General features: G+C 49.3%; 20 protein-coding genes. 19 read left to right on the plus strand and 1 reads right to left on the minus strand.

Features of this window, described 5'->3' with window-relative positions; all coding sequences use genetic code 11:
- The first annotated feature begins 160 nt into the window (after nt 1-160).
- The 12 genes from ACFVVF_RS21670 to ACFVVF_RS21725 all read left to right on the plus strand — a co-directional run bounded on the left by ACFVVF_RS21670 (nt 161) and on the right by ACFVVF_RS21725 (nt 15,183).
- Entirely contained in the window at nt 161-1,804 is a 1,644-nt protein-coding gene (locus ACFVVF_RS21670) for a helix-turn-helix domain-containing protein (protein WP_387814125.1), read from the plus strand.
- 313 nt (nt 1,805-2,117) lie between these two features.
- Nucleotides 2,118-3,935 (plus strand): family 43 glycosylhydrolase, encoded by a 1,818-nt coding sequence (locus tag ACFVVF_RS21675; RefSeq protein ID WP_387814127.1) that lies wholly within the window; start codon nt 2,118-2,120, stop codon nt 3,933-3,935.
- A gap of 464 nt (nt 3,936-4,399) precedes the next feature.
- Nucleotides 4,400-4,846, plus strand: a complete 447-nt coding sequence (locus tag ACFVVF_RS21680) for an OsmC family protein (protein ID WP_387814129.1) — start codon at nt 4,400-4,402, stop codon at nt 4,844-4,846.
- 155 nt (nt 4,847-5,001) lie between these two features.
- Nucleotides 5,002-5,907 carry an AraC family transcriptional regulator gene (locus tag ACFVVF_RS21685; protein WP_387814131.1) on the plus strand — a complete coding sequence of 302 codons (906 nt, stop codon included), beginning with the start codon at nt 5,002-5,004 and terminating at the stop codon, nt 5,905-5,907.
- 111 nt (nt 5,908-6,018) lie between these two features.
- A complete protein-coding gene (locus ACFVVF_RS21690; RefSeq protein ID WP_387814133.1) occupies nt 6,019-7,662 on the plus strand; it encodes a helix-turn-helix domain-containing protein in 1,644 nt (547 codons plus the stop codon).
- An 84-nt stretch (nt 7,663-7,746) separates the two neighbouring features.
- The gene (locus ACFVVF_RS21695; protein ID WP_387814134.1) at nt 7,747-8,739 is read left to right on the plus strand and encodes an ABC transporter substrate-binding protein; all 993 of its coding nucleotides are present in this window, start codon (nt 7,747-7,749) and stop codon (nt 8,737-8,739) included.
- The gene (locus ACFVVF_RS21700; protein ID WP_387814136.1) at nt 8,739-9,779 is read left to right on the plus strand and encodes an NAD(P)/FAD-dependent oxidoreductase; all 1,041 of its coding nucleotides are present in this window, start codon (nt 8,739-8,741) and stop codon (nt 9,777-9,779) included. Before ACFVVF_RS21695 ends, ACFVVF_RS21700 begins: the two co-directional genes overlap by 1 nt.
- Before the next feature lie 129 nt (nt 9,780-9,908).
- Nucleotides 9,909-10,961 (plus strand): C45 family peptidase, encoded by a 1,053-nt coding sequence (locus ACFVVF_RS21705; RefSeq protein ID WP_387814138.1) that lies wholly within the window; start codon nt 9,909-9,911, stop codon nt 10,959-10,961.
- A gap of 121 nt (nt 10,962-11,082) precedes the next feature.
- Nucleotides 11,083-11,781 carry a response regulator transcription factor gene (locus ACFVVF_RS21710; RefSeq protein ID WP_387814140.1) on the plus strand — a complete coding sequence of 233 codons (699 nt, stop codon included), beginning with the start codon at nt 11,083-11,085 and terminating at the stop codon, nt 11,779-11,781.
- A gap of 14 nt (nt 11,782-11,795) precedes the next feature.
- Entirely contained in the window at nt 11,796-13,292 is a 1,497-nt protein-coding gene (locus ACFVVF_RS21715; protein ID WP_387814142.1) for a sensor histidine kinase, read from the plus strand.
- A gap of 118 nt (nt 13,293-13,410) precedes the next feature.
- Nucleotides 13,411-14,559, plus strand: coding sequence for a hypothetical protein (locus tag ACFVVF_RS21720; RefSeq protein ID WP_387814143.1), 1,149 nt, complete (start codon nt 13,411-13,413; stop codon nt 14,557-14,559).
- A 141-nt stretch (nt 14,560-14,700) separates the two neighbouring features.
- Nucleotides 14,701-15,183: a GNAT family N-acetyltransferase gene (locus tag ACFVVF_RS21725; protein ID WP_387814145.1), complete on the plus strand. Its 483-nt coding sequence runs from the start codon at nt 14,701-14,703 to the stop codon at nt 15,181-15,183.
- Nucleotides 15,184-15,217: 34 nt separating this feature from the next.
- Here the strand turns inward: ACFVVF_RS21725 and ACFVVF_RS21730 are convergent, their stop codons facing one another.
- Complete coding sequence (locus ACFVVF_RS21730) at nt 15,218-15,988, minus strand: class I SAM-dependent methyltransferase (protein ID WP_387814147.1); 771 nt, start codon at nt 15,986-15,988, stop codon at nt 15,218-15,220.
- An 876-nt stretch (nt 15,989-16,864) separates the two neighbouring features.
- Between ACFVVF_RS21730 and ACFVVF_RS21735 the strand changes: the two genes are divergently transcribed.
- The 7 genes from ACFVVF_RS21735 (at nt 16,865) to ACFVVF_RS21765 (ending at nt 23,171) form a co-directional block, all read left to right on the plus strand.
- Nucleotides 16,865-17,299: a YciI family protein gene (locus ACFVVF_RS21735; RefSeq protein WP_387814149.1), complete on the plus strand. Its 435-nt coding sequence runs from the start codon at nt 16,865-16,867 to the stop codon at nt 17,297-17,299.
- Complete coding sequence (locus tag ACFVVF_RS21740) at nt 17,296-18,555, plus strand: RNA polymerase sigma factor (protein WP_387814151.1); 1,260 nt, start codon at nt 17,296-17,298, stop codon at nt 18,553-18,555. The genes ACFVVF_RS21735 and ACFVVF_RS21740 overlap by 4 nt, the downstream gene beginning before the upstream one ends.
- A gap of 110 nt (nt 18,556-18,665) precedes the next feature.
- Nucleotides 18,666-19,514: a sugar phosphate isomerase/epimerase family protein gene (locus ACFVVF_RS21745; RefSeq protein WP_387814153.1), complete on the plus strand. Its 849-nt coding sequence runs from the start codon at nt 18,666-18,668 to the stop codon at nt 19,512-19,514.
- A gap of 93 nt (nt 19,515-19,607) precedes the next feature.
- Nucleotides 19,608-20,492 (plus strand): AraC family transcriptional regulator, encoded by an 885-nt coding sequence (locus ACFVVF_RS21750; RefSeq protein WP_387814156.1) that lies wholly within the window; start codon nt 19,608-19,610, stop codon nt 20,490-20,492.
- Between the two features lie 18 nt (nt 20,493-20,510).
- On the plus strand, nt 20,511-21,518 hold the full coding sequence (locus ACFVVF_RS21755; RefSeq protein ID WP_387814158.1) for a zinc-dependent alcohol dehydrogenase: 1,008 nt from the start codon (nt 20,511-20,513) through the stop codon (nt 21,516-21,518).
- A gap of 52 nt (nt 21,519-21,570) precedes the next feature.
- The gene (locus ACFVVF_RS21760) at nt 21,571-22,416 is read left to right on the plus strand and encodes a sugar phosphate isomerase/epimerase family protein (protein WP_387814159.1); all 846 of its coding nucleotides are present in this window, start codon (nt 21,571-21,573) and stop codon (nt 22,414-22,416) included.
- A 572-nt stretch (nt 22,417-22,988) separates the two neighbouring features.
- Complete coding sequence (locus ACFVVF_RS21765; RefSeq protein WP_387814161.1) at nt 22,989-23,171, plus strand: hypothetical protein; 183 nt, start codon at nt 22,989-22,991, stop codon at nt 23,169-23,171.
- The last annotated feature ends 13 nt before the right edge of the window (nt 23,172-23,184 follow it).

The following is a 23,184-nucleotide window of genomic DNA, read 5'->3' on the forward strand; positions in this document are numbered from 1 at the left end:
CAGGCCATTAAGACGCACCGGCTCCGCATAATAAGCGGACTGGGGCGTCTTTTGCATTTTACACGATTCATGGTTGCTAGAGTATGCCCGTCTCGTTAAAATAAACCTATCACAACTATGATAATTGTTCTCAATTGTTTGCAGCAAGGAGCTGATTCTTATGAATGATTTGCCTTTCCAGACTTGCTTGTTCACGTTTGCGGAGATGGACTATATCCATTACCGGGCTGAAAGCACGCCTATGAAGATGTTCATGCATCATTACACGTTGATCGGAGTCATGCGTGGAAAGGGAACAGGGGTCATCGACGGCAAGCGCTGCAGGCTGGCGAAGGGCAATTGTTTTATAGCTTCGCCTGGCGTTCTAGTGGAAGTGGATGGTGCCGATTCGGAAGAGCTGGCATTTTACCGGCTGTCATTTCGCGCGGAACGGGTAGCAGCGTCGGATGAGGCGCCCGCCGCTGGGGGAATATTTGAGCACGTGATTGTACAGGGCGGCAAGCTCAATGTTCAACCGTTCGGAAAGTGGTCTGCCATGCTGGAACAGCTTTATTTGCACCGGGCGAATACAGCTGGAATAGAAGGGTATCGGCAGTTTATCCGGCTGCAGGAGCTGCTCTATTATTTGTGCGAGCGGAACGCCGTACATGCCGAACATGATCCGCGGAGTGCAGTCGGACGAACGATTGATGAGCTGCACGCTGATATTACACAGAGCTTTACTGTGAAGCAGCTGGCGGAAAAAGCAAAGATAGGCGTCAGGCAATACAATTATTTGTTTAAAGAACAAACCGGACAGAGTCCGATGGATTATATAACGGAGCTGCGTATGAATGAGGCGAAGCAGCAGCTGCTCGTTTCTAACGATCAGTTGAATGTCATAGCCCGTAATGCCGGCTTTGAGGATGTCTATTATTTTAGCAGACGGTTCAAGCAGGTGGTCGGGATATCTCCGAAGCATTTCGTAACGAAAAGGCGGCGCGAGCTGAAGGTTGTAGCTCTTTATTATGCCGGCATTCTCATGTCCATGGGGGTAAGGCCGGTAGGCGCGAATTTGACGTGGTGGGGCGGCAGCGACTTCCTGAAGGAACAGGAGAAGGGAATTATCGATGTCGGCGCACCGCCTTCTCTGGAGATGATCGCGGAGCTCCAGCCCGATCTGATTCTGATGAACGATAACCACTCCCAGCAATATGGCCAATATTCGAAAATAGCGCCTTCAGTCGTCATTCCCTACGACGGCAAACGAAACGTGTATGAGGATATCCGTCTGGTGGGCAATTTAATCGATAATACACAGGCGGCAGAGCAGTTTATCGCGCGCTATGAACGGAATGCGGCGGCTTCACGGTCTAAAATTGCAGCGGCAGGTATAGCCAAGGGCAATCCAACCGCAACGATTATCCGGGTCGAAGGGAGCGGCAGCCGGTTCTCTGTATTTGGCGACAACTACGGACGGAGCGGCTGGGCGATATACCGGGGATTAGGGCTTAAAGCGCCAAGCAAGGTGCATCAGCTCATCGAGAGCGGGAGGCAGATCTCGCAGAATATGCCAATTGCCATGCTGCCCGATTATGCAGAAGCCTCCGATTATTTGTTCGTCATTAATGAAGGTGAAGGAGCTGAATCTATAGCAGACCAGGACATGTGGCACCGCCTTAGAGCAGTGAATCACAATCATGTCTTTGAACTGAGTAAGGAACGCTTCTCGTATTTTGACCCGGTATCGCTGGAGGCTCAGCTGGGGCTGCTTACCGATTTATTGCTGAAGCGAAGGGAAGAAAGCTGCACCGTTTCAAGCTAAGATGCTTGAACGGTGTGTTTTTTTATGCGATGAAATGATTATCTGGTGCAAATTACATAATAAAACAGGTTATAGGGCTCTCGTTTGGTTTCATAAGCCAAAAATAACTAATAGAGTTTATAATTGTCTCACTATAAAAGCGCTTACATTTGCTGTACACTATTGATGCGTTGCTCATTTACAATTTTTACATGTTGAATGCCGGGAGGTGAAAATTGACGAATAGACGCTATTCATGTCTTTACCGTGAAGGCCTGCTGTAGTTGTCAGCCGGAATCGCATTCCGGATACTAGTAATGGGGAGGTAACACTAATGAAAAAAAAGGTTATGAATCTGTTTTTGTCAGGAGTTATGCTGCTGTCTATTTTAGTCGGATTCAGGTACTCTTCATCAGCTGCTGATCCCGTCGTCAAGTCCGGCAATCCAATTTTCACAAGTATTTTTACCGCTGATCCCTCTGCGCATGTGTGGAATGACGGGCGTATTTATGTGTATGCGTCGCATGATATTTTCCCTTCCAGAGGCAGTGATTTAATGGATAAATACCATGTCTTCTCGTCGGACAATATGGTCGATTGGGTGGACGAGGGTCAAATCCTCAGTGCTGCCGACGTATCTTGGGGACGCCCTGAGGGCGGCTTTATGTGGGCGCCGGATGCGGCCTACAAGGACGGAACCTACTATCTCTACTTCCCTCATCCGAGCGGAACAGACTGGAACAACACTTGGAAAATCGGGGTGGCGACAAGCAATAAGCCGGCTTCCGATTTCACAGTCCAAGGCTATATAAACGGCTTGCCGGGCAGTAGCTTTATTGATCCTGCTGTATTCAAGGATGACGATGGCAGCTACTACCTCTATGGCGGCGGAGGCGGCAACAGCTACGGTGCCAAGCTGGGCAGCAATATGATGTCACTGGACGGTCCGCTCAAGCAGTTCACTGAGCTTTACGACTTCCATGAGGCGAGCTGGGTCTTCAAACGGAACGGCATCTATTACTTGATGTATTCCGACAATAATCCTAGCGGCAATCAGATGCGCTATGCGACGAGCAGCAACCCGCTTGGTCCTTGGACGAACCGGGGCGTCATTCTGGACCCTGTCAAAAATAGCGGAACGTCCCATGGTTCCATCGTAGAATACAAAGGCAACTGGTATATGTTCTACCATAACGCCGAAATTTCTTCGAACGGTACACTGCGTTCCGTTTGTGTAGACCAGTTGTATTTCAATGCAGACGGTACGATTAAGAAAGTTGTTCAGACGACAGATGGCGTTCCGGCAGTCGGGCCGCGCTCCCATGCTACCGAAACGAAGTACTATGATTTGGTGAACCAGAACTATTCCGAATATACCCAGAAGACCGATTATGCGATGACTGCAAGCAATGTAACCATTGGCGGCGGAGCGACTAGACCAGGCAGCAATGTGGAGAATATGCATACCTCAGGCTCCTACATTCAACTGAGCGGTATTAATGGGGGCGCCGGCGGAAAAGCGCTGGTAACCGTAAATTATGCTTCCGGCGATGCCGGAACAGCCTTTAAGGTCGATGCCAGCGGTGATACGTCGGGAGACGGCTATTTCCTTGCCCTGCCTGGCACCGGAGGCTGGGGCAATTACACGGGCAAGACCAGCCGCTTAATTGATCTTAACCCGGGAACGGCTAATACGATTAAGCTTAGCGGCGGCATGGGCGGAGCCAATGTGTCCAGCGTCAGCGTATCGCTGAAACCGCAAACGGTAACCCAGACAGAATATCCGATGAGCGGCAGCAATGTGACCTTCGGCGGAGGAGCGACCCGTTCGGGAGGCAATATTGAGAATCTACACATTGCGGGCTCTTACTTCCAGCTGACGGGAGTGAACGGCGGCACAGGCGGCCAGGCCAGTGTAACTTTGGTCTATGCCTCCGCGGATACTTCGACTACGTTTAAGATTAATACGAGCGGCGACACGACGGGGAACGGTTATACAGTCACACTGCCTGGAACAGGCGGCTGGAACACTTATACCGGCCAAGTCACTCGTTTGGTTAATCTGAATGCGGGGGCGAACAACACGATCAAAGTCAATGGCGGGCTCGGAGGAGCCAACGTCTCTCGTGTCATTGTGAAGTTGAATCAGTAGATGATGGCATCATAACTGGTGGCAGTGGCAGGTTGCTGAAGGGCAGCCTGCCACTGCTTTTTTAGTTGAGCAGAGACCCGCGCCACGCACGTCTTCTGCCCGCAAGCGGGAACAAAATGCAAAAGTGCATGTTGATGAGCCCCCAATCGGCCAAAAAGGCCATCAAAATGTAAAAGTACATTTGAAATCACCGGATTTCACCGAATTGGGGCTTTTTAAGCCGATCTGCCTGCACTTTTACATTTTGATGCGGTAAATCGCCGAAAATTCGGCTTGCCACCTGCACTTTTGCATTTTGACTTATGAAGCTGCTGGAATTTTGCTCCTTACATGCATCACTAGTATATCCAAATCATATAGCTAGACAGATTGACGGTATTCAATACCAAATGTATACTACTCATAATACATAGTGGACAAGTTGGTTTTATATAAAAATTTATACATACAAAGGGGATTATACGATGGCTGCTGTTAACACGTTCAAAGCAACTGCGCATTTACAGGATGGCGTTAAAGTAAAAACGAATGTTAGACAATTCGAGCTTATCATCGATGAGCCTGCAAGCTTGGGAGGAACAGATACGGGGATGAATCCCGTGGAGGCTCTGCTTGCGTCACTAGGCGCATGCCAAGCTATCGTTGCGAGAGTATATGCGCCTAGGTTTGGTGTAAAGCTGGAGGATTTCCGCGTAGAGGTTGAAGGAGATCTGGATCTCGATGGATTTTTCAACAAAGCGCCAGTCCGTCCGGGTTATTCCGATATCCGATATACATTCCACATTAAGACGGATTCTCCGAAAGAGAAGGTAGAAGAGTTCGTGCAGTTTCTGGAAAGCAAATGTCCGGTAGGGGATACCCTTGCAAACCCTGTAAATTTGAAATTGGCAGGTATCATTATCGAGAATTAAACTGTGCTAATCGCGCGATTAGAGGGCTGCATCAGATTGCTATTAGGCAAACTGATGCAGCCCTATTTGTGTTATTCTTTCCACATAGAGCAAAAAAGGTCAAGAACATTTGTTTGTATGCATCTACAATGGAAGAGAAGAGAGGGGGTCAACGGGTGCCAACTTATGAAAGTATCATTCAGCATGTGGTGGATGAGATCGAGGTCAGACTGGAAGAGGAATTGAAATTTGCCGATCTCGCGAAGCTGTCGAATTTCTCGGAATTTCATTTCCACCGTGTCTTTCAATCCATAGCAGGCTTGCCCGTAATGGAATATGTTCGCAAGCGCAGGCTGGTGCATGCTGCGTACAGCGTGGCCAATACGGACGATAAGCTGCTCGATATCGCGCTAAAATACGGCTTTGGCACGCCGGAAACCTTTATTCGCGCTTTTCGCAAAATGTATGGAGTCACTCCTGGTGAATTTAGAAAGCGCGGCATTTGCCCGCCTGTCTATGCCAAGGTGAATGTGCTCGAGCGAAGATTTAATCCCTATTTAGGAGGAATTCGGATGAACTATCAAATCGTTACGAAACCAGCGTTTAAGGTAATTGGTTATTCCATTCGTACACGGAGTGCAGACGGCCAGAACCACCGGGACATTCCAGCTTTCTGGAGCCGCTATATGCAGGAGGGAATGGGCAAGCGTCTGTATGAACTAACCTGCTCGAATGCAGAGTATGGTATTTGTGATGAATTTGATATGGAGTCAGGCGAGTTCAGCTATATAATCGGTGTCAAAGCCAATGAAGGAGCGGAAGCGCCCGAAGGCACGGTTACCCGCCACTACCCGGAGCAGACGTATGCTGTATTTACGACGCCTCAGGCGGATTTCGATCATTTCACCGATTCGATTCAAACTACTTGGTCGGCTATATTCAACGAATGGTTTCCTCATTCCGGCTATGAGCATGCGGGTGCTGTAGAATTTGAATATTATGACGAGCGGTGCTGGCGTGACCGCAATACGCTGCTGGAAATGGATATTTACATTCCGGTGAAGCGCAAAGAAGAAGCTTAATAACCCGTTATATGAAAAAGGGCGATGACCGGCTGCTGTGAAGCGGACTGTCATCGTCCTTTTTCAGTTTCTATTCGTGGTACTATAGAAGGGAACGCTTCATAGGGAAGGGTGAGTCGAATCGAACGACAGCAAGAGGAGCCGCAGTGGATTGCACATTGGCAATCGACAAAGCCATTAGAGGATAAATGGATGGCCGCAGGTGAAGTGCATTATTTTCCTTGTCCGGCCTTCCTTCTCATTACAGACGGTCAAGCGATGTGGAGCATCAACGGACAACTAGTGCACGCCGCATTTGGCCAATTAATCGCTGTTGAAGCGAGCTCGGTAATAGAGGTTGTCGAGGGCGGGAATTTGGATTTGGCAGGCTGGCTCATTCAATTCCATGCTTTCGCTTTAAATAATGATGAAGCATTCGAATGGAAGGTGCCTGCAGGGGATACGTTTCAACAAGTGCAATTGACAGGCGGTTTTCTGACTGGAATTAGCGATTATTTGAACGAAGAACAGCCGGAGCAGACGAGCAGAATGCTGGTTGAGCATCAATACTTCTTGTACGGATTGCTAAGAAGCTTGTATCAGAAGCAACCGGATGAGCGGCAGACGACGAGAGCAGGAATTTTACGATCCATTGCCTATATGCAGGAGCATTATGAAGAGGTTATAACGCGGGAACAGCTTGCACAAATTGCTGGCATTAGCCCGTGGCATTATTCCCGGAAATTTAGCGAATGGTGCGGCAAGCGTCCCTCGGACTACCTGGCAGCCTACCGAATGTATCGCGCGCAGGAAGAACTGCTGTTAACCTCAGCGAAATCTCAGGAAATTGCCAGAAAAACAGGCTTTGAGGATGTTCATTATTTTAGCCGCCGCTTTAAGCATATGACAGGCGTATCGCCTAAAAATTATGCCCGGACGCTGCCGCAGCGTAAAATCGTATCGTTGTCGCCGCTTTGTGCTGAAGTGCTAATTGCATTAGGCGTCACACCTCATGCCGTAATGGCAACTCCGCTGCTGCTGTCCGGGCATCACCGTGACCTGTTCGATAAGCATCAAGTCAAGCTTCTCGAAGTGCCGCAGTATGTTATTCCTGTCGAGCTCATTGAGCAAGCGGAGCCTGCACTCATTGTCGGACATTTTTTAACAGAGGACATGAAGAGGAGACTGCGCACAATCGGACCGGTTCTTACGGGGCTTCCGGTCGATATTGCACCGCTGCTTGAGCGGTTTGCGGAATTGTTTGATAAAGGTGCGGAAGCACAAAGCATCCAATTGCGAATGACGAATGAAGTGAACGCAGCGCGGCATCGGTTGAAGGCCGTAATTGAAGCTAAGGCTTCTGTAATGGTGCTGCGCGTGGAGCCCTTCGGATACCGCTATCTAGGAGGAAACTCCAGCGGCGTGTCTCAATTGCTGTATCATAAGCTGGGGCTGACGCTTCCACATGGCTTAAAGGCGGGCAAGGCTTGGTTCAATCCTTGCTCGCTGGAGCAGCTTGCTGCTGCCGACCCGGAGTACTTGTTCATAGAAAAACGTGTTATGGAAAACTTCAGCGCCGAGGAAAATATGGAGAAGCTGATGGACAGCAGCTGCTGGGCAAATCTAAGAGCGGTTAGAAACGGCCGTGTTTTCTATGCCGATACTAGAATTTGGGTAGACGGCTGCGGAATCGCCGGGCAGAGTATCATTCTGAATCAAATTGTGTCCGGCCTGACGGAAACACGTCAGGAAGCGCACAATAATCCAATCGAATAGGCACGATTTGCTATGGAACGGTATCTCCTTATTTGATAATCTTTGATAGTGATTATTATTATCAATATGAGGAGAGAATACGCAATGTTCAAACGTTCCATGCTGCTGCTGGGGGCAGTATTCATACTAATTATTGCTGCTGCTTGCTCCAACACACCCGTGAAGCAAGAGCAAAAGCAAGAGCAAGAGAAAGAGGAGACACCAGCAGCAAACCAAAATGAAACTAGAGTAGTGCAGGATATGTTCGGAGAGGTAACGATTCCTGTCAAACCGAAAAATCTGCTCGTATCGAGCTCCAACTATGCCGAGTATTTAATCGAAATGGGGATAGCCCCGCAATATGCGCTCGTCGTTCCTGAAATTGAGCCGGATTACCGCAAGCCCTACTTGGAAAAGAACGGCGTTGAATTAATGACAACGCAGCAATATGACTTCAACTATGAGAAATTGCTCAGCCTGTCGCCGGATCTGATTATCGTTCCCGGGCAAGGGATGGAGAAAAACGTCTATGACGAGCTGTCGAAAATAGCGCCTACCGTTGCGCTGGACGCGAATAGCGGCATGCACATAGCGATGTCCAAGCTAGCTCAGCTATTCGATAAGAAAGCAGAATCGGACAAGGTGCTGGTTGAATTTGATAAGAAGGCGGCAGAAGCCAAAGAAAAGATTCACCAGGCTATCGGCGATAAAACGGTTCTTGTATTGCGAGTGGAGCCAAGGCGTTATCGTTATCTGGGCCCGAAATCCGAAGATGATGTCAGCAAATTCTTTTACGAAACGCTTGGATTAAAAAGCCCTGAGCTTATTAAAGATTCAACGGAATGGTTCACACCGCTCTCCTTAGAGCTGCTGCCTGAGATCAACCCGGATTATGTATTCCTGGAAAAAAGAAGCATGGAGAACTATGACAGCTCCGATTCGTTGAAAGAGCTGGAAGACAGCTCTCTGTGGAAGCATCTGGACGCCGTCAAAAACAATGGCGTATTCCCGCTCCGCACCAATGATTATATTCAAGCAAAAGGTCCAATCGGAACAAGCATGCTGATTGACTATATTGTAGAAAAGTTGGTGCCATAATGAGTAAGGATAAACGTGATATTTATGAGGTTACGATTGTCGGCGGCGGCCCGGCAGGCATGTATGCGGCTTTCTACAGCGGCATGAGAGCGATGCGTACGAAATTAATCGATGCCAAAGAAGAACTGGGAGGCTTCATGCGCACCTATCCCGAGAAGCTGGTATGGGATGTTGGCGGTGTCGACCCTATTCGCTGCGAGGTATTAATCGATAAATTGGAGAAGCAAGCCAAAACATTTGACCCCACTATTGTGCTGGGCCAGGAAATCGCGCATATGGAGCGAGGAGATGACGGTGTATTTGCTCTAACCGCAAAGACGGGCGAGCGTCATTACACCCGTACGATCCTGCTATGTGCGGGAAGGGGAATGACACAAGTTCAGAAGCTTGATGTAGAAGGCGCAAGCCGTTATGAACTGACGAACCTGCATTATGTAGTGACAGACTTGTCACGGTTCAAGGATAAAGTAGTGCTTATCTCGGGCGGAGGCGATTCGGCAGTCGATTGGGCGAATGAAATTATTCCATTGGCGAAGGAAGTTATCGTTGTTCATAGAAGGGATCAATTTACGGCGCATGAGCAGCCAGTGTCCCAAATGAGAGCGTCTGCGAAAGTGGTTACGCCCTATCATATTTCACGGCTGTACGGCGCCGGCGACCGGCTGGACAGCGTAGCGCTTGAGCACTCGGAGACGGGTGAAATTCTGCGCATTGAAGTGGATGAAGTGATCGTCAGCCATGGATTTGACCGTGATTTTGGCGAGCTGCTGAATTGGGGACTGAAGAAGGAAGATTATGGCCTAACGGTCGATCCGAAAATGCGCACAAGCATTCCCGGCATCTTCGGAGCCGGAGACTTTATAACGTATGGCAGCAAGGTCCGTTTAATTGCCGGTGCGTTTAACGACGCGGTGCTTGCGGTGAATAGCGCCAAGCTCTACATGGAGCCGACAGCGACGGATATGGCAGGCGTGTCTTCTCACAATGCCCGGTTTTTTGAGAAAAACAAAGAGATTTTGAAAGAGTCATCCCTAGCGTAATCAGTTGCGAGATTAAAAAGCCATTCCTCCTTAGTTTGAAGACGGAATGGCTTTTTATTTTGTTTCGAAATCTATTATTTTCTAATTGTGGTAATATTAAAGTGATGAAGTGTAGAAGGAGCTGGTTAGATGTGTACCATATTCAAAGCAACTCAGAGTGGGGTCACACTGGTAGGCAACAATGAAGACTACTCCGATTCCAATACAAAAGTATGGTTTCTTGCACCTCAGGACGGTAAATATGGAAGAGTATACTTTGGCTATTTCAATGGTTGGGCTCAGGGCGGTATGAATGATCAAGGCTTGTTTTTTGACTGGGTTTCCGGATATGAGGAAGAGTGGAACTCTTCTCCGGATAAGTGCAATTTTGCGGGCAATTTGTCTGAGAAAATAATAGAGGAATCCTCGTCACTAGCTCAAGTTATTGAAATATATGAAAGGTATAACGAACCTTCTTTTTTCAATGCTAAAGTTATGTATGTGGATCAGACGGGAGCCTCTGCCGTTATCGGTTTTGAGAACGGACAGCTTCATATCGACTATGGTAAAAGCCATCAAACGCTAGGCTATGCCTATCATACGGCTAATTCTGCACTATGTGAAATTAGTAGCCAATCTATAGCGGCTTTCGAAAACCTATTGCAAAGCTGTTTGCAAACGGGGGAAAACCCTACGCAATATTCTAATATCTATGACCTTTTGAAACGCGAAGTGCGTGTTTATGATTTCCATGAAAGCATCCAATGCTTTACTTTCAATCTGATGGAGGAACTGAAGGGAGGCAGTCACTGCTATAACCTACATCAGCTTGCTAACCAATTAGAAGAGCCGCTCATCCAAGATTATAAAACGATAGCATCCGAATTGGCTCCATTAACGTTTACCGAAGAATTTCTAAATATATTTGAAGGTACTTATGAGCTGAACGAAAAGCTTCAATTTACTATAAAAAGCGATAAAGGATCGTTATATGCTGCTGTTAATAATCGCCCTAATGCCGTTTTAATACGACTCATACAGGGAATAGGGAATGAGAGCGAGTGGTATGCACCCTCTCATGATGCGCGATTTACTTTTGTAAAAAGTCATTTGGGTCAATATGAGCAAATCATTCTTCAAGGTGGTATTACGAGTGGCAACACAGGGGTGAGTCAGGATCTGTTGCTGCATAAATTGAGGTAATTGGATGAAGCCGGCAGCTTGCCGGCTTTTTTGCTTATTTCTCTACTATTGGTGACAAAATGGCAACAACTGTAGACTATAATTAAAAGATAGATTTGCAGTCTGGAAGCGAGGTAGCACGATGCAAGAGCAGAAGCCCAAGAAACTGCTAGTTATAGAAGATGATGAATCGATCCGGGATTTATTGACCTATGCGCTAAGAGCCGAAGGATATCAGGTGATTGGGGCTGCTACCGGAAAAGGCGGCCTTCGTCTGATCCAGCAAGTGGAGCCTGACGCTTTGCTGCTGGATGCGATGTTGCCGGATATGGACGGCTTCGATATTTGCAGGGAGGTATCGGAGAAATATGCGATTCCCATTCTCATGCTTACAGCAAGAACTGATACGATCGATAAAATCGTTGGTCTGGAGCTAGGCGCAGACGATTATATGACCAAACCGTTCGAGCTGAGGGAGGTATCCGCCCGAATCAAGGCGCTGCTGCGTCGGAAGGATAAAGCGGTAAACCGCAGCGGCAATGGGCGGGCGCAGCTGCCGGAAGGCGTGGAGCTCGACAAGAAAGCCTATGCGGTGTACAAGCATGGGCAGGAGATTAAGCTTAAGCCGAAGGAGTTCGAGCTGCTGCTTCTTTTCCATGAATACCCTGGCCGCGTGTTCTCACGGGAAGAAATCGTCGATCATGTGTGGGAAATGGACTATGACGGAGATCTCAGGACGGTGGATGTCCATGTGCAGCGCATTCGCAAGAAGCTTGACACCGCTTTAATCGAGACGGTCTTTGGCGTCGGTTACCGGATGAGCGGGCGTGGGGCAGGATGAGAAGGGGATCTTCTTTGCCTATCCATTGGCGGTTCACGGCAGGGTTTATCGTCATTTTCACAATTGCGACCTGCTGCCTTTATTTCTATATGTCCTACGTGTTGACCGAGCAGACAAAGATGACCATCAGGGAGGACATGAAGAAGCTTCAATCCTTCGCCTATGATCACATTCAGCAGTATGCGCTGCTTAATCAAGGCAATGAGGAACTAGCGAGGGAGGAGAGGGACAGGATGACTCCGCTTCTCTATGGCATTAGCCGAAGCACGGGGCATCCCATTGCCTACTATGACAAGGAAGGGAACTTCATAGGCGAAACTCTTTTTACTAAAAACGGCAGCGTCCGGCTGGAGCAGCAGCCCTCCGAGGTCCTGGCCTATTCGTTTGAGGCAGACAAGGCGCTAGCTCTAGACAATAAATCAGTCGTTACGATGACGGAGAGTAACGGCAAGCATCTTGTGCTGCTAACTTTTCCTTACTATTCCAATGAACGTTATGAAGGCTTTTTTCGTATGACCAGCGATTATTCGAGCCGTTACCGGCATAATGATGCGATATTAAAAAGCTTTTCGTGGTTCGCGGCTGTTCTTTTTGTCGTAGTCACTCTGTTCACCTACATTTTATCTAGCAGAATGACACGTCCATTGTTCAAGCTGTCTCTTGCGATGAGGGGCTTCGGGGAAGGCAAGCAGACGAAAGCGTATTTGCCGGTTGGCCGGCGTGATGAAGTGGGGCAGCTGTCATTAAGTTTTGAGCGAATGAGGGAACAAATCGAGGATCAATGGGCTCATCTAAAAGCGGAGCGTAACCGGGTAATGGAGCTAGAGCAAAGCAAGAGACGGTTCTATCAGCATATTACGCATGAGTTGAAGACGCCGCTGACATCCATCTCCGGTTATGCGCAAATTATCGGCAAGCCGGATTTCAATGATCCCGTATTTCTGGCGCGTGCGGCTGAACGTATTAAGCTGGAAAGCGATAGACTGCACAGTATGGTCGTGCAAGTGCTTGAGCTCGCCCGCAGGGAGGAAACGGGTAGCACGCAGCTGGTAGTGCCGATTGATTTATCGGCTCAGCTCGAAGCATGCTGTGAAGATATGGAGATTAAGGCGCTGCGCTATGATATGAAGCTAGAATGCGAGCTGCAAGAGGCGGTAACGGTTGTTGGGCAGCAGGAGGAGCTGCGGCAGGTGTGGGTTAATTTGCTCGACAATGCGATTAAATATGGCGCAGCAGGGACAAGCATTCATCTAAAGGCAGGCCAGACAGCTGAATGTGCTGTTGTGCAAGTGAGCAATGAACGGGATCAGGATCAAGTGCAGGAAATTGACGAACGGCTGGTTTTCGAGCCCTTTTACCGGGTGAATGAATCTGAAATAAAGGACCACGGTAGTATGGGGCTTGGATTGGCGATTTGCCAATCCATTATCGACAGCCATGGGGGGACGATCGCTTTTCGCCAAGAGGGAAGACAGGTTCATGTTCAGGTAGAGCTTCCGCTCTGGACATAAGTTGGCAATAACGGGCATCAAGTTGGACACAACCCTTCGGTATAGTGATCGTAAGAAACGATCAAAAGGGGTGCAGGCGGATATGATTATGGGTGCAGCTGCAGGGAGGAACAACGGGATGGGGAACAAGCGGGGCTGGTGGATTGGTCTGCTTGCGGTAGTGATTGCTTTGAGCGGTTGTTCTTCAGTCGGCGGGGAAAAGCAGCAGTCAAGCTCATTTCTGTTAAGCGAAGACGTGAAGGCGGACATTCGAAGCATGAAATCTCCGCTGTTGGCAGGCGATTTGCTGACGTTAAGCGAGGGACTGAATGCTGATGATATTTTATCTGTCCAGAACGGCATTATGCTCTACAATAACAAGCAGGGCTTATACGCCGTTAACATTGAGGATAACGGGAAACGAACCCCGGTCCGTCTGCTCGACAAGCCGGCAATCGAAGTGTCGCAGGATGGCAAAAAGGTGCTGTACGGAGTAGGTACGGCTCCCTATCTTCTTGATCTGGAGAGCGGCAAGAGCAAGGAAGTGCTGTATAAGAAGCGGGGGACACCGGCCTCTAATTCAATGGGCTACCGGGATATGAAATTTGCAGATGCGGAAGGCCGCTATGTGCTTTTTGAGATAGCAGACACCATCCACGAAGGCGAAATATCGATTACCGATACGTTGACTGATGAAGTCTATCCGATTCGGCTGAATGATTTTATACAAACGTTTGGATATACAAGTGATTTTAAAGTTTATCAAAACGAGCTGTATCTGCCCATCGTTGTAAAAACAGGCAAACTATCGAACTTGTATAAGCTGGATTTGCAAAGCTGGAAGTTCACGCCTGTTATCGAGGGCGATGATTTGTATATGGCCGGATACCAGCCGTTGTCTGACGGCAAGCTATTGTTTAATGGCCAGTTCAAGAATAAAGAAGGCCTGTTTCTATATGATCCTGCTACCGGTAATTGTGTGACGCTGCTGAGTGAAGGGGAATTTGAGATTGGAAAGATTTCGTATGCCATTAGTCTGTCGCCAGATGAGAGCCGCATTCTGATTCAAGATCGGGTCAATGAAGATGTGTCGATTGCGGAGCTTAAGGAGGGACAACTGGTTCACAAACGGTTTGTGATGCGGGGTTATTCCATGTACGCTCACATTTGGGATGTGACGAACTGGAGTCCCGACGGGAAATCTTACTATATTAACCTGGCTTACGACGAAGGAAGCACTGCAGCAATTACTGTGAAAAATATCGTAAAATTCAAAGCTGCTTCCTAAGCAGCTTACACTTGAACAGGCCGGCACCTATTGAATAGGCTGCCGGCTTGTTTTGTTTCCTGATATGGAAGGAATATGAACGCGAAGAGCGAACTGTTGTATAGCATTGATGCTGAGATAACGATTGGGGGTATAGCTTTCATGAGTGTTTCATTAAGCAAGTCCGGATTGGAAGATGCAGCAGTTATTCATGCGATGCAGATTAAAGCGTTTCTGCCTTTGCTGGAAAACTATCGGGATTATGATACAAGTCCGGCCAACGAACCGATTGACCTTATTGTGAACCGTATGAATCAATCCTTCACCCAGTATTACCTCATCAACAGCGATGACGAGGCAGTTGGCGCCATCCGAATTGTGAAGAGGGATAATCAGGTTTACCGGATCAGCCCGCTATTTGTCGTACCGGAGCATCAAGGAAAAGGCATTGCACAGCAGGTGTTCGCTATTATTGAGCAGAAGTACAGCGACGCTAAACGATGGGAGCTGGCGACCGTACTGCAAGAAGCGGGTAATTGCCATCTCTATGAGAAGATGGGCTACAAGCGAACCGAGTTTTCACAGGTCGTGAACGATAAAATGACATTAATCGGTTATGAGAAAATAATGGAGATACAGCGATGAAAAAAAAGCCGCCATATTATTGGCGGCTGAATACTTATTCTTTTCTCACAGCTTCATATACAAACTTCTGATTTCCGCTGCTGGGAGCTTTGCCGTATTCAAAATCGGCTGAGATGACGACATTAGTGAAGCCGATGCTCTCCAACACAAGCTTAAATTCTTCAACGCCGTACCAGCGCAGCGCCAATCGCTGCAATTCGGTTTGCAGCAGTACGCCGTTGCGCCACTTCTCATATTTCAGATAGGATATTTTATATTGATGAAACAGATCGAATTCAACAAGCTTGCCTTCCATTGTGATGATATCGCCGTCCGGCAAGTGGAACGTTGAAGTTCCGCCAAATTGATTGCCGTCGTTAGCGGAATCCGGCAGGAACAGGTCGAGCAGAAGACGTCCGCCCGGTTGAAGATGTTCGTACAGGCGTCTTAGGACGTTTAACGATTCCTCACGTTTTTCGATAAGCAGAAAAGAACCGCCCGGAATAATAATCGCCTCATAACGTTGAGGCAAGGAAAGCTGCTGCAGATCGGCTTCAAGCAAAGTTGCCTTCAAACCGCGCTCCTCACACCGCTGCCGGCAAGAGGCCAGCATTTCGGGCGAATAATCAACTCCGTCTACCTGCAATCCGCGCTCTAGCAGCGGAATCAGGACACGCCCAGACCCCGCCATCGGCTCTAGTATACGCCCCTTACAATGCTTGAGTCGTTCATAGTAATATTCGATATCCCCATTGAAGGATTGACCAACTTTTTTCGTATGATCGTAGACCTCTGTACATAATGGACCGTAGTAGCTAAAAGACATGCATTTCCCTCCGCGTGGATAATTGTTGCGGAAGGGATTATTCGATTTATCCCTTCCGTACCTCAGAGATGGACGTATCGGATTTGTGCATTTGCATGAAAATCACTCGCTTTCCTAATAGTTGAAATTATTGTAATCGATTGGTGAAATGTGGTCAATTGTACGGTTTATTTTCTGCTGTTTAATCGAAAGAATCGTTTTGCAGGTTAGTGTTGGGATGGCAGGTTGGCGGGTTGGCAGGATAACGAAGCAGCTTCGCAAATTAACGAAGTGAACTTCGCTGTAAGGGGTACATCCCCCCCCCCTATTCCGCCGATAGCGAACCTAGCTTCGTTACTGGTGAACCTGTGTTCATGAATAGCGAAGCTAGGTTCGCTCGAAGCCATGACATGTACGTTGGCGGTAGGCATTAGCGAATTTGGATTCGTTAATTAGCGAGTCTGCTTCGCTCGAAGTCATGTCTGCACTTCGGCGGTAGGCATTAGCGAATTTGGATTCGTTAATTAGCGAGCCTGCTTCGCTCGAGCCATATCTGCACTTTGGCGGTAGGCATTAGCGAATTTAGGTTCGCTAATTAGGGAGTCTGTTTCGCTAACTGCTCTCCTAAGTGACAATAAGGCGGCACAGACGTTTTGCAAGCTTATGTTAGACGGTCACGGTTACTGCTGCATCAAATTGCTGTATCTGGCGGCTGCCACCTAGTATCTTCAACGCGGAGGTTCTTGCCTCACGGCAGAGGAATTCAATTCGGCTATATCGAATTTTTCTACAAAGCGGTCGATTCAGGCTCCTCTTATTCGTCGCATAATGGAAGCGAAATAAGAGGCCTGCCTTAACAGCGTTAATAGTAAACGGCCATAACTGGGAGGAACGAATATGCGGTTTATGATGATTGTAAAAGCGACGGAGGATACGGAAGCGGGCGTTATGCCGAGCCAAGAGCTGTTGGAGGCGATGCAGCGCTACAATGAGGAGCTGGTTAAAGCCGGCGTGCTGCTCGCGGCGGACGGCTTGATGGCCAGCTCGAATGCGATCCGCATCTCTTACCCGGAACCAGGAGGCAAGCCCAAAATTACAGACGGCCCATTCACCGAAGTGAAGGAAATCATCGCGGGCTACACGCTCATTGAGGTGAAGTCGCGGGAGGAAGCCATTGAATGGGCGATGCGCATGCCCGATCCGCATGGCAATGGAGCAGGCCAGATTGAGCTCCGTCAAGTATTTGATCCGATGGAGCTGTCGGACAATCCGGAGACGAAGGCTAAGGAAGCCGCGCTGCGGGAGCAGCTGGAGCAGAATAGCAAAGGATGAGGACGGCTGCCGCGGAAAGGATCGACGCAATCTGGCGTATTGAATCGGCCCGCTTAATTGCCGGGCTGATGCGTATTGTACGCGACGTTTGCCTTGCGGAAGATTTGGCGCATGACGCGCTGGTCGCTGCGCTGGAGCGATGGCCGGAGAGCGGCATTCCCGATAATCCCGGCGCTTGGCTCATGACGACGGCGAAACGGCGGGCAATCGACTTGCTTCGAAGGAATAAGCTGCGTGACCAGAAATATGAGGAGTTTGGCCGGGGGGCCGAGCTATACACCGTGCAAGATGTAGAGAACGCGCTTGATGGCGGGATTGGCGATGACCTGCTGCGGCTAATTTTCACGACTTGCCACCCCAGTCTGTCCCAAGAAGCGCGGGTAGCGCTGACGCTTCGGCTGCTAGGCGGGCTGACGACCGAAGAAATTGCTCAGGCGTATCTTGTGGCGGAGTCTACGATTGCACAGCGGATCGTACGTGCGAAGCGAACGCTGAGCGCAGGGAAGGTTTCTTTTGAGGCACCAGAAGGCGCGGAGCTTGCAGAGCGGCTGTCTTCAGTACTGGAGGTCATCTATCTGATGTTCAATGAGGGATATGCCGCATCGTCGGGAAGCAGCTGGATACGGCCGCTGCTCTGCCAGGAGGCGCTTCGGCTCGGCCGGATTTTGGCGGAAATCGTGCCTGGGGAGCCGGAAGTGCACGGTTTAGTCGCATTAATGGAAATCCAATCTTCGCGCTTCAAAGCACGCGTAAGCGGCGGCGGTGAACTGATTCTGCTGATGGATCAAAATCGCGCGCTGTGGGATCAGCTGCTTATCCGCCGCGGCTTGGCGGCGCTCGGCCGGGCACGGGGGCAGGGCCGTCCACTTGGTCCCTATGCGCTTCAGGCAGCAATTGCCGCCTGTCATGCAGAGGCGCGTACCGCGCAAGAGACCGATTGGGCGCGTATTGCCGCTCTTTATGAGGCGTTGTCCCGTGTCATGCCGTCACCGATCGTGGAGTTGAATCGCGCAGTAGCAATCGCAATGGCCTTTGGTCCAGCCTTTGGTCTTCAATTGATCGATGCGCTGGCCGCTGAACCGGCGCTGCAAGATTATCATTTGCTGCCCAGCGTACGCGGTAATTTGCTTGTCAAGCTGGGCCGGACGAAGGAAGCGCGCTGTGAATTTGAACGCGCCGCATCACTAGCACGCAATGTACCGGAGCGTGATTTGCTCCTTCGGCGTGCGGCCGATTTGGGTACAGATGGCACTTAGCGGTGTTATGGACAAAAAGTAATGGTTTAAGCTAAAGATTACATCCGGATACAACCCCTATAATCGGGGTATATCCGGATTTTTTTATTTTACTGCGGAGGTGAAGCCAGTTGAACGCATTTAGAGGGAAAGTAGCGGTACACGCCATTACCTGGGGCGATAACCATCTGCAAGCGATAGAAGAGGCTTCCAGAATCGGTTATCGGGCAATCGAGCCATGGCCGCACTTTGCACTGCAATATGAACATAATATTGGCGAGTTTAAGGAATTGCTGGCAAAGTTCAGCTTAGAATTGACAGCGCTTTACGGCGGCGTGCCGGGAGACAGCCGATTTGCTGATCCGTCGAAACGTCAAGATATTGTGGATTATAATGTCCGGCTGTCCCGAATACTGAAACAATGCGGAGCTGGACATGTCGTGCTGGGTCCTGGTTCCCGTAGAGGACCTGCCACTCTGGAGGAACTCAAGGCTGCCGCTGCAACAATTGCCGAGACGGCGGAACGAACGCTTGAGCTTGGTATTAAAGCTTGTCTTCATCCGCATCTATGGACAGAAATACAGGATGAGAATGAAGTCGATGCCATCATGGAGCTATGCAATTCTGATGCTGTCTTTTTCGCGCCAGATACGGCTCAACTGACGGGAGCGGGAATGAATCCCGCCGAACTGATCCGACGCTATCGTGAAAGAGTTGCCTACGTACATCTCAAGGATGTAACGAAGGACGGCGCGGTAGCGGCAGACTTTCCGTTGATGGAAGGCAATGATGTGCCGGTGTTCTGCGAGCTTGGCCTCGGGAAAATCGATTTCGACCCGATTATCGAAGCTTTGAACGAAATTCAATATGACGGCTGGCTGACGGTTGAGATCGACCATTCGACGAGCACGCCTTACCGCAGCTTGGAGATTTGCAGAGATTTCGTCGAGCAGAGACTGGGAATACCGGTTAGGGGATAGGCAGGATTGGACGGGCCGAGCTTCGGGGCTGTGATCGATGCAGGGAATGGATTATAGTAAGAGCATAATCTAAACGGCATGGAGGAACGACGGATGGAAGCCTGGTTGAATGCAATTTCCCCTTATGTAAGAGTCGTCAAAATCGTAAAATCTTCCTCGCTTGCCGGCGAGTGGATTGACTTTGACCATGTCTTTACCTATATCGAGCAGGGCGAAGCAGACTTTATATTAAACGGGGTCAAATATCAGGCCAAAGAGGGCGATCTCTTTCTGATGCCTCCGCTGCTTCCGCATATTATCCGAACGACGTCGGACGTTCCGCTTATTCAGTATATCGTTCATTTCGACCTTTTCTACGATGAGATCCGGAGCGGGTGGAAGGAAACAGGGCTGATCAATGAGCTGACGAGAGCGGTTCCTGAGAGAGAGCAGGGACTGGCAACCGTCTTTCCCGTTACGCACTTGCGGACGGCGGATCGGATGGATGTGAAGCGAAGATTTTTGCTCATGCAGAAGGTGTTTCTGGATGAGAAGGCTAATCGCGATTTAGCGACAAAGGCGATCGTCATCGAGCTTTTATATTTTTTTCTCAAAGGCCAAACGGGACGCAACGAGCAGGAGGGTAAGCTGACGAAAGGATGGGGTGTGCTCGAACGGGCAATTTCCTACATTCATGAGCGGTATGCTGACTCGGGTCTCGACAATGCGACGATAAGCGGACATGCAGGTGTTTCGACTAATCATTTGTCTTTTTTGTTCAAAGAACAATTGCAAATTACGATTCAAAAATATATTACCCACGTGCGGATCGAACAGGCGAAGGCGAAAATTATGGAAGGGCACAAGACGATCACAGTCATTGCGGAGGAGGTAGGCTTCTCCAGCATTCATTTGTTCAGCCGGTCGTTCAAAGCGACGGTTGGCATTACGCCCAGCCAGTTTTACGCTGCTCATTCGACGGTCCGCAAGGATGGCTAAGAAGAGGAGCATTCCAGGATGCAAAACAAACAGATCGTATTTACAGCGCCATGGCAGGTTGAACTGCAGGACGCATCACTATCCGCTGCCAATATTGGAGAGCATGATATTTTAGTGAAAAAGAAATTTACGCTGATCAGCCCCGGAACGGAGCTCGCCTGCCTGTCTGGCAACGAGGGATGGTTCGGTATGCCGGGCGTACCCGGCTATGCGGCGGTAAGTGAAATTGTGGAGGTAGGCAAGGGCGTTACCGCATTTAGCCCCGGCGAGAACGTGTTCCACTATGGTGATCATTCGGCGTACCAAATCGTGTCGACGAACGACTTACTTTTGAAAGCGCCTAACAATATTCCGCTCGCTTGGGTTCCATTCACTCGGATGGCGACAGTTGCTTTTACCTCGACACGGGTATCGCAAATTGAGTTGGGCGACAACGTAGCCGTTACAGGTCTCGGCTTAATCGGCAATATGGCTTCCCAGTTGGCCACATTGCAGGGAGCGAATGTATTCGGAATCGACTTATCGGAGCAGCGGTTGAAATTGGCGGAAAAGACGGGAATCCGTGCAGCATTGCATGGGGGACAGACGAATGTCCGTGAAGAGATTATGAAGCTGACTGGCGGCGAAGGGGTATCGACCTTGATCGAGGCTACTGGCGTGCCTAAAGCAGCCATTGATAATTTGCCGCTCATCGCCAAGTTCGGCGAGCTGATTTTCCTCGGCAGTCCGCGCGGTGAATACCAGACGAATGTAACCGAAATATTCAATTATGTGCATTTGGCGAACTACGGCAGCATTACGTTCAAAGGTGCGCATGAATGGCGTTACCCGGTTGGCAGAGACGGTTTTGTTAAGCATTCGCTTGAGCGCAATTCGAAGATTGTATTCGGATTGATGGCGGACAATAAGCTGAGCATTGAACCGCTCATCAGCCATATTTTGAAGCCAGAGGAAGCGGCATCCGCTTATGAAGGACTGCGGAACGACAAGGAGCATTACTCCGGCGTTCTGTTCGATTGGTCTTAATTCCATTTAATTCTAATTCTATTCAACTCGTGTACAGATGGAGATGATAACGATGCTAAAAGGATTAACACGTGCGGGTCTCTGTGACGTCGGCGACGATAAGCGGCTGCTGGAGCTGGCCTCGAAATATGGCTTCCAGGCTGTAGAGCTTGATGCAGAAGGTCTGATTAAATCAGAGGGATTAGACGGAGCCAGAGAATTGCTGCAACATTACGGAATCGTCATGGGCGCTATCGATTTGGGCCTGGATTGGCGAAATGGCGAGGAGGACTTCCAGGCAGGCCTCGAGCAGCTGGGACGCCGTGCCAAGGCAGCCGCTTTGCTGGGCGGCGACACTTGCACCACGTATATATTGCCTTCAACGGATAATTCGCCTGCGGTACTGGCTGTACAAGCCGTCAATCGGCTTCGGCAATGCGCCGATATTCTTGGCGAACATGGAATAAAGCTGGCGCTTGAATTCGTTGGGCCGCATCATTGGCGGACAGCCTTCCGTTATCCGTTCATCCATACGATGGAGGATACGCTGGCGCTTGCTGCTGCAATCGGCAGACCAAATATCGGCTTGCTGATGGATTCCTACCATTGGTATACCAACGGTCTGACTACTGCTGATCTGGAGCAATTGACGGCAGATCAAATCGTTTATGTTCATCTGAACGATGCCAAACCGCTGCCGATTGAACAAGTCATCGATCATGAGCGGCTTTATCCGGGCGAGGGCGTTATCGATCTGGGCGGGTTCTTGAGCAGCCTGCAAAAAATCGGCTACACGGGCATCGTTGCGCAAGAGGTGCTGATGCCGCAGGATGCCGATGCTCCGGCAACGACGGAAGCGGCGTTCGAGCGGTCAAAGGCCGGGTTTGACCGGGCGTTCGCGACGCTCCAGAACGTTTAAACAGTTTGCGGTATGTGTTTGAAAAAAGGCTGTCGAGAAAATCTCGACAGCCTTTTTTTTATGTAACTGCTTGGGCATCGGCTGCACTCCATAAGACCCTGCGAGGGCTTTATCGACCTCCCATAAAGTTAAATATAACGGGATAAGACCCTCTGGAGGCCTTATGCACAAAATGGAGCTGCTTTTTTTAACTGTTTTGCCCTTGTGTGAGGCCGTTAAGACCTTGCGAGGGTCTTAACGGCCTCGCACAAGGGCAAGTAACGCACGATAAGACCCTCTGAAGGCCTTATACACAAACACGATTCGCTTTTATGAACTGTGTGGCCTTTTGCTACACTCGATAAGACCTACTTCAGTTCGTTCGTTGATGTCGGCTAAAGGCTTTCCCCTACAAGCTGCTCGTTAAGTGTCAGCAAGATATGGACTATATAGAGACTGTGAATGCTGCATGCATTCGCAGTTTTTTTATAGAGATGTCGATTACTGCCTCATTCGTTCGTCGTAAGAATAGAAGCGGAAATGATTTGGAGCCGTCTCAGCGCAATGAGTAAAGTAGGAGGGAGGATGATTGAATGCGGGATGGAAACTGTGATAGAAACATCAATTCGAATGCAGACTGCAATAGCATGCCGAATCTGGGCGGAGACAGTGAAAGCATACCGGCGGCTGAAGGGACATTAACTGTTCAGCCAACGGAGATGCCGGGGCTGGAGAGTGATCTTCACGAGCATATCGACATGCTCAAAAAAAGTTAAAAAGTTTTTTTGA

The sequence above is a fragment of the Paenibacillus sp. NPDC058174 genome, assembly GCF_042883865.1.
Taxonomy (GTDB): Bacteria; Bacillota; Bacilli; order Paenibacillales; family Paenibacillaceae; genus Pristimantibacillus.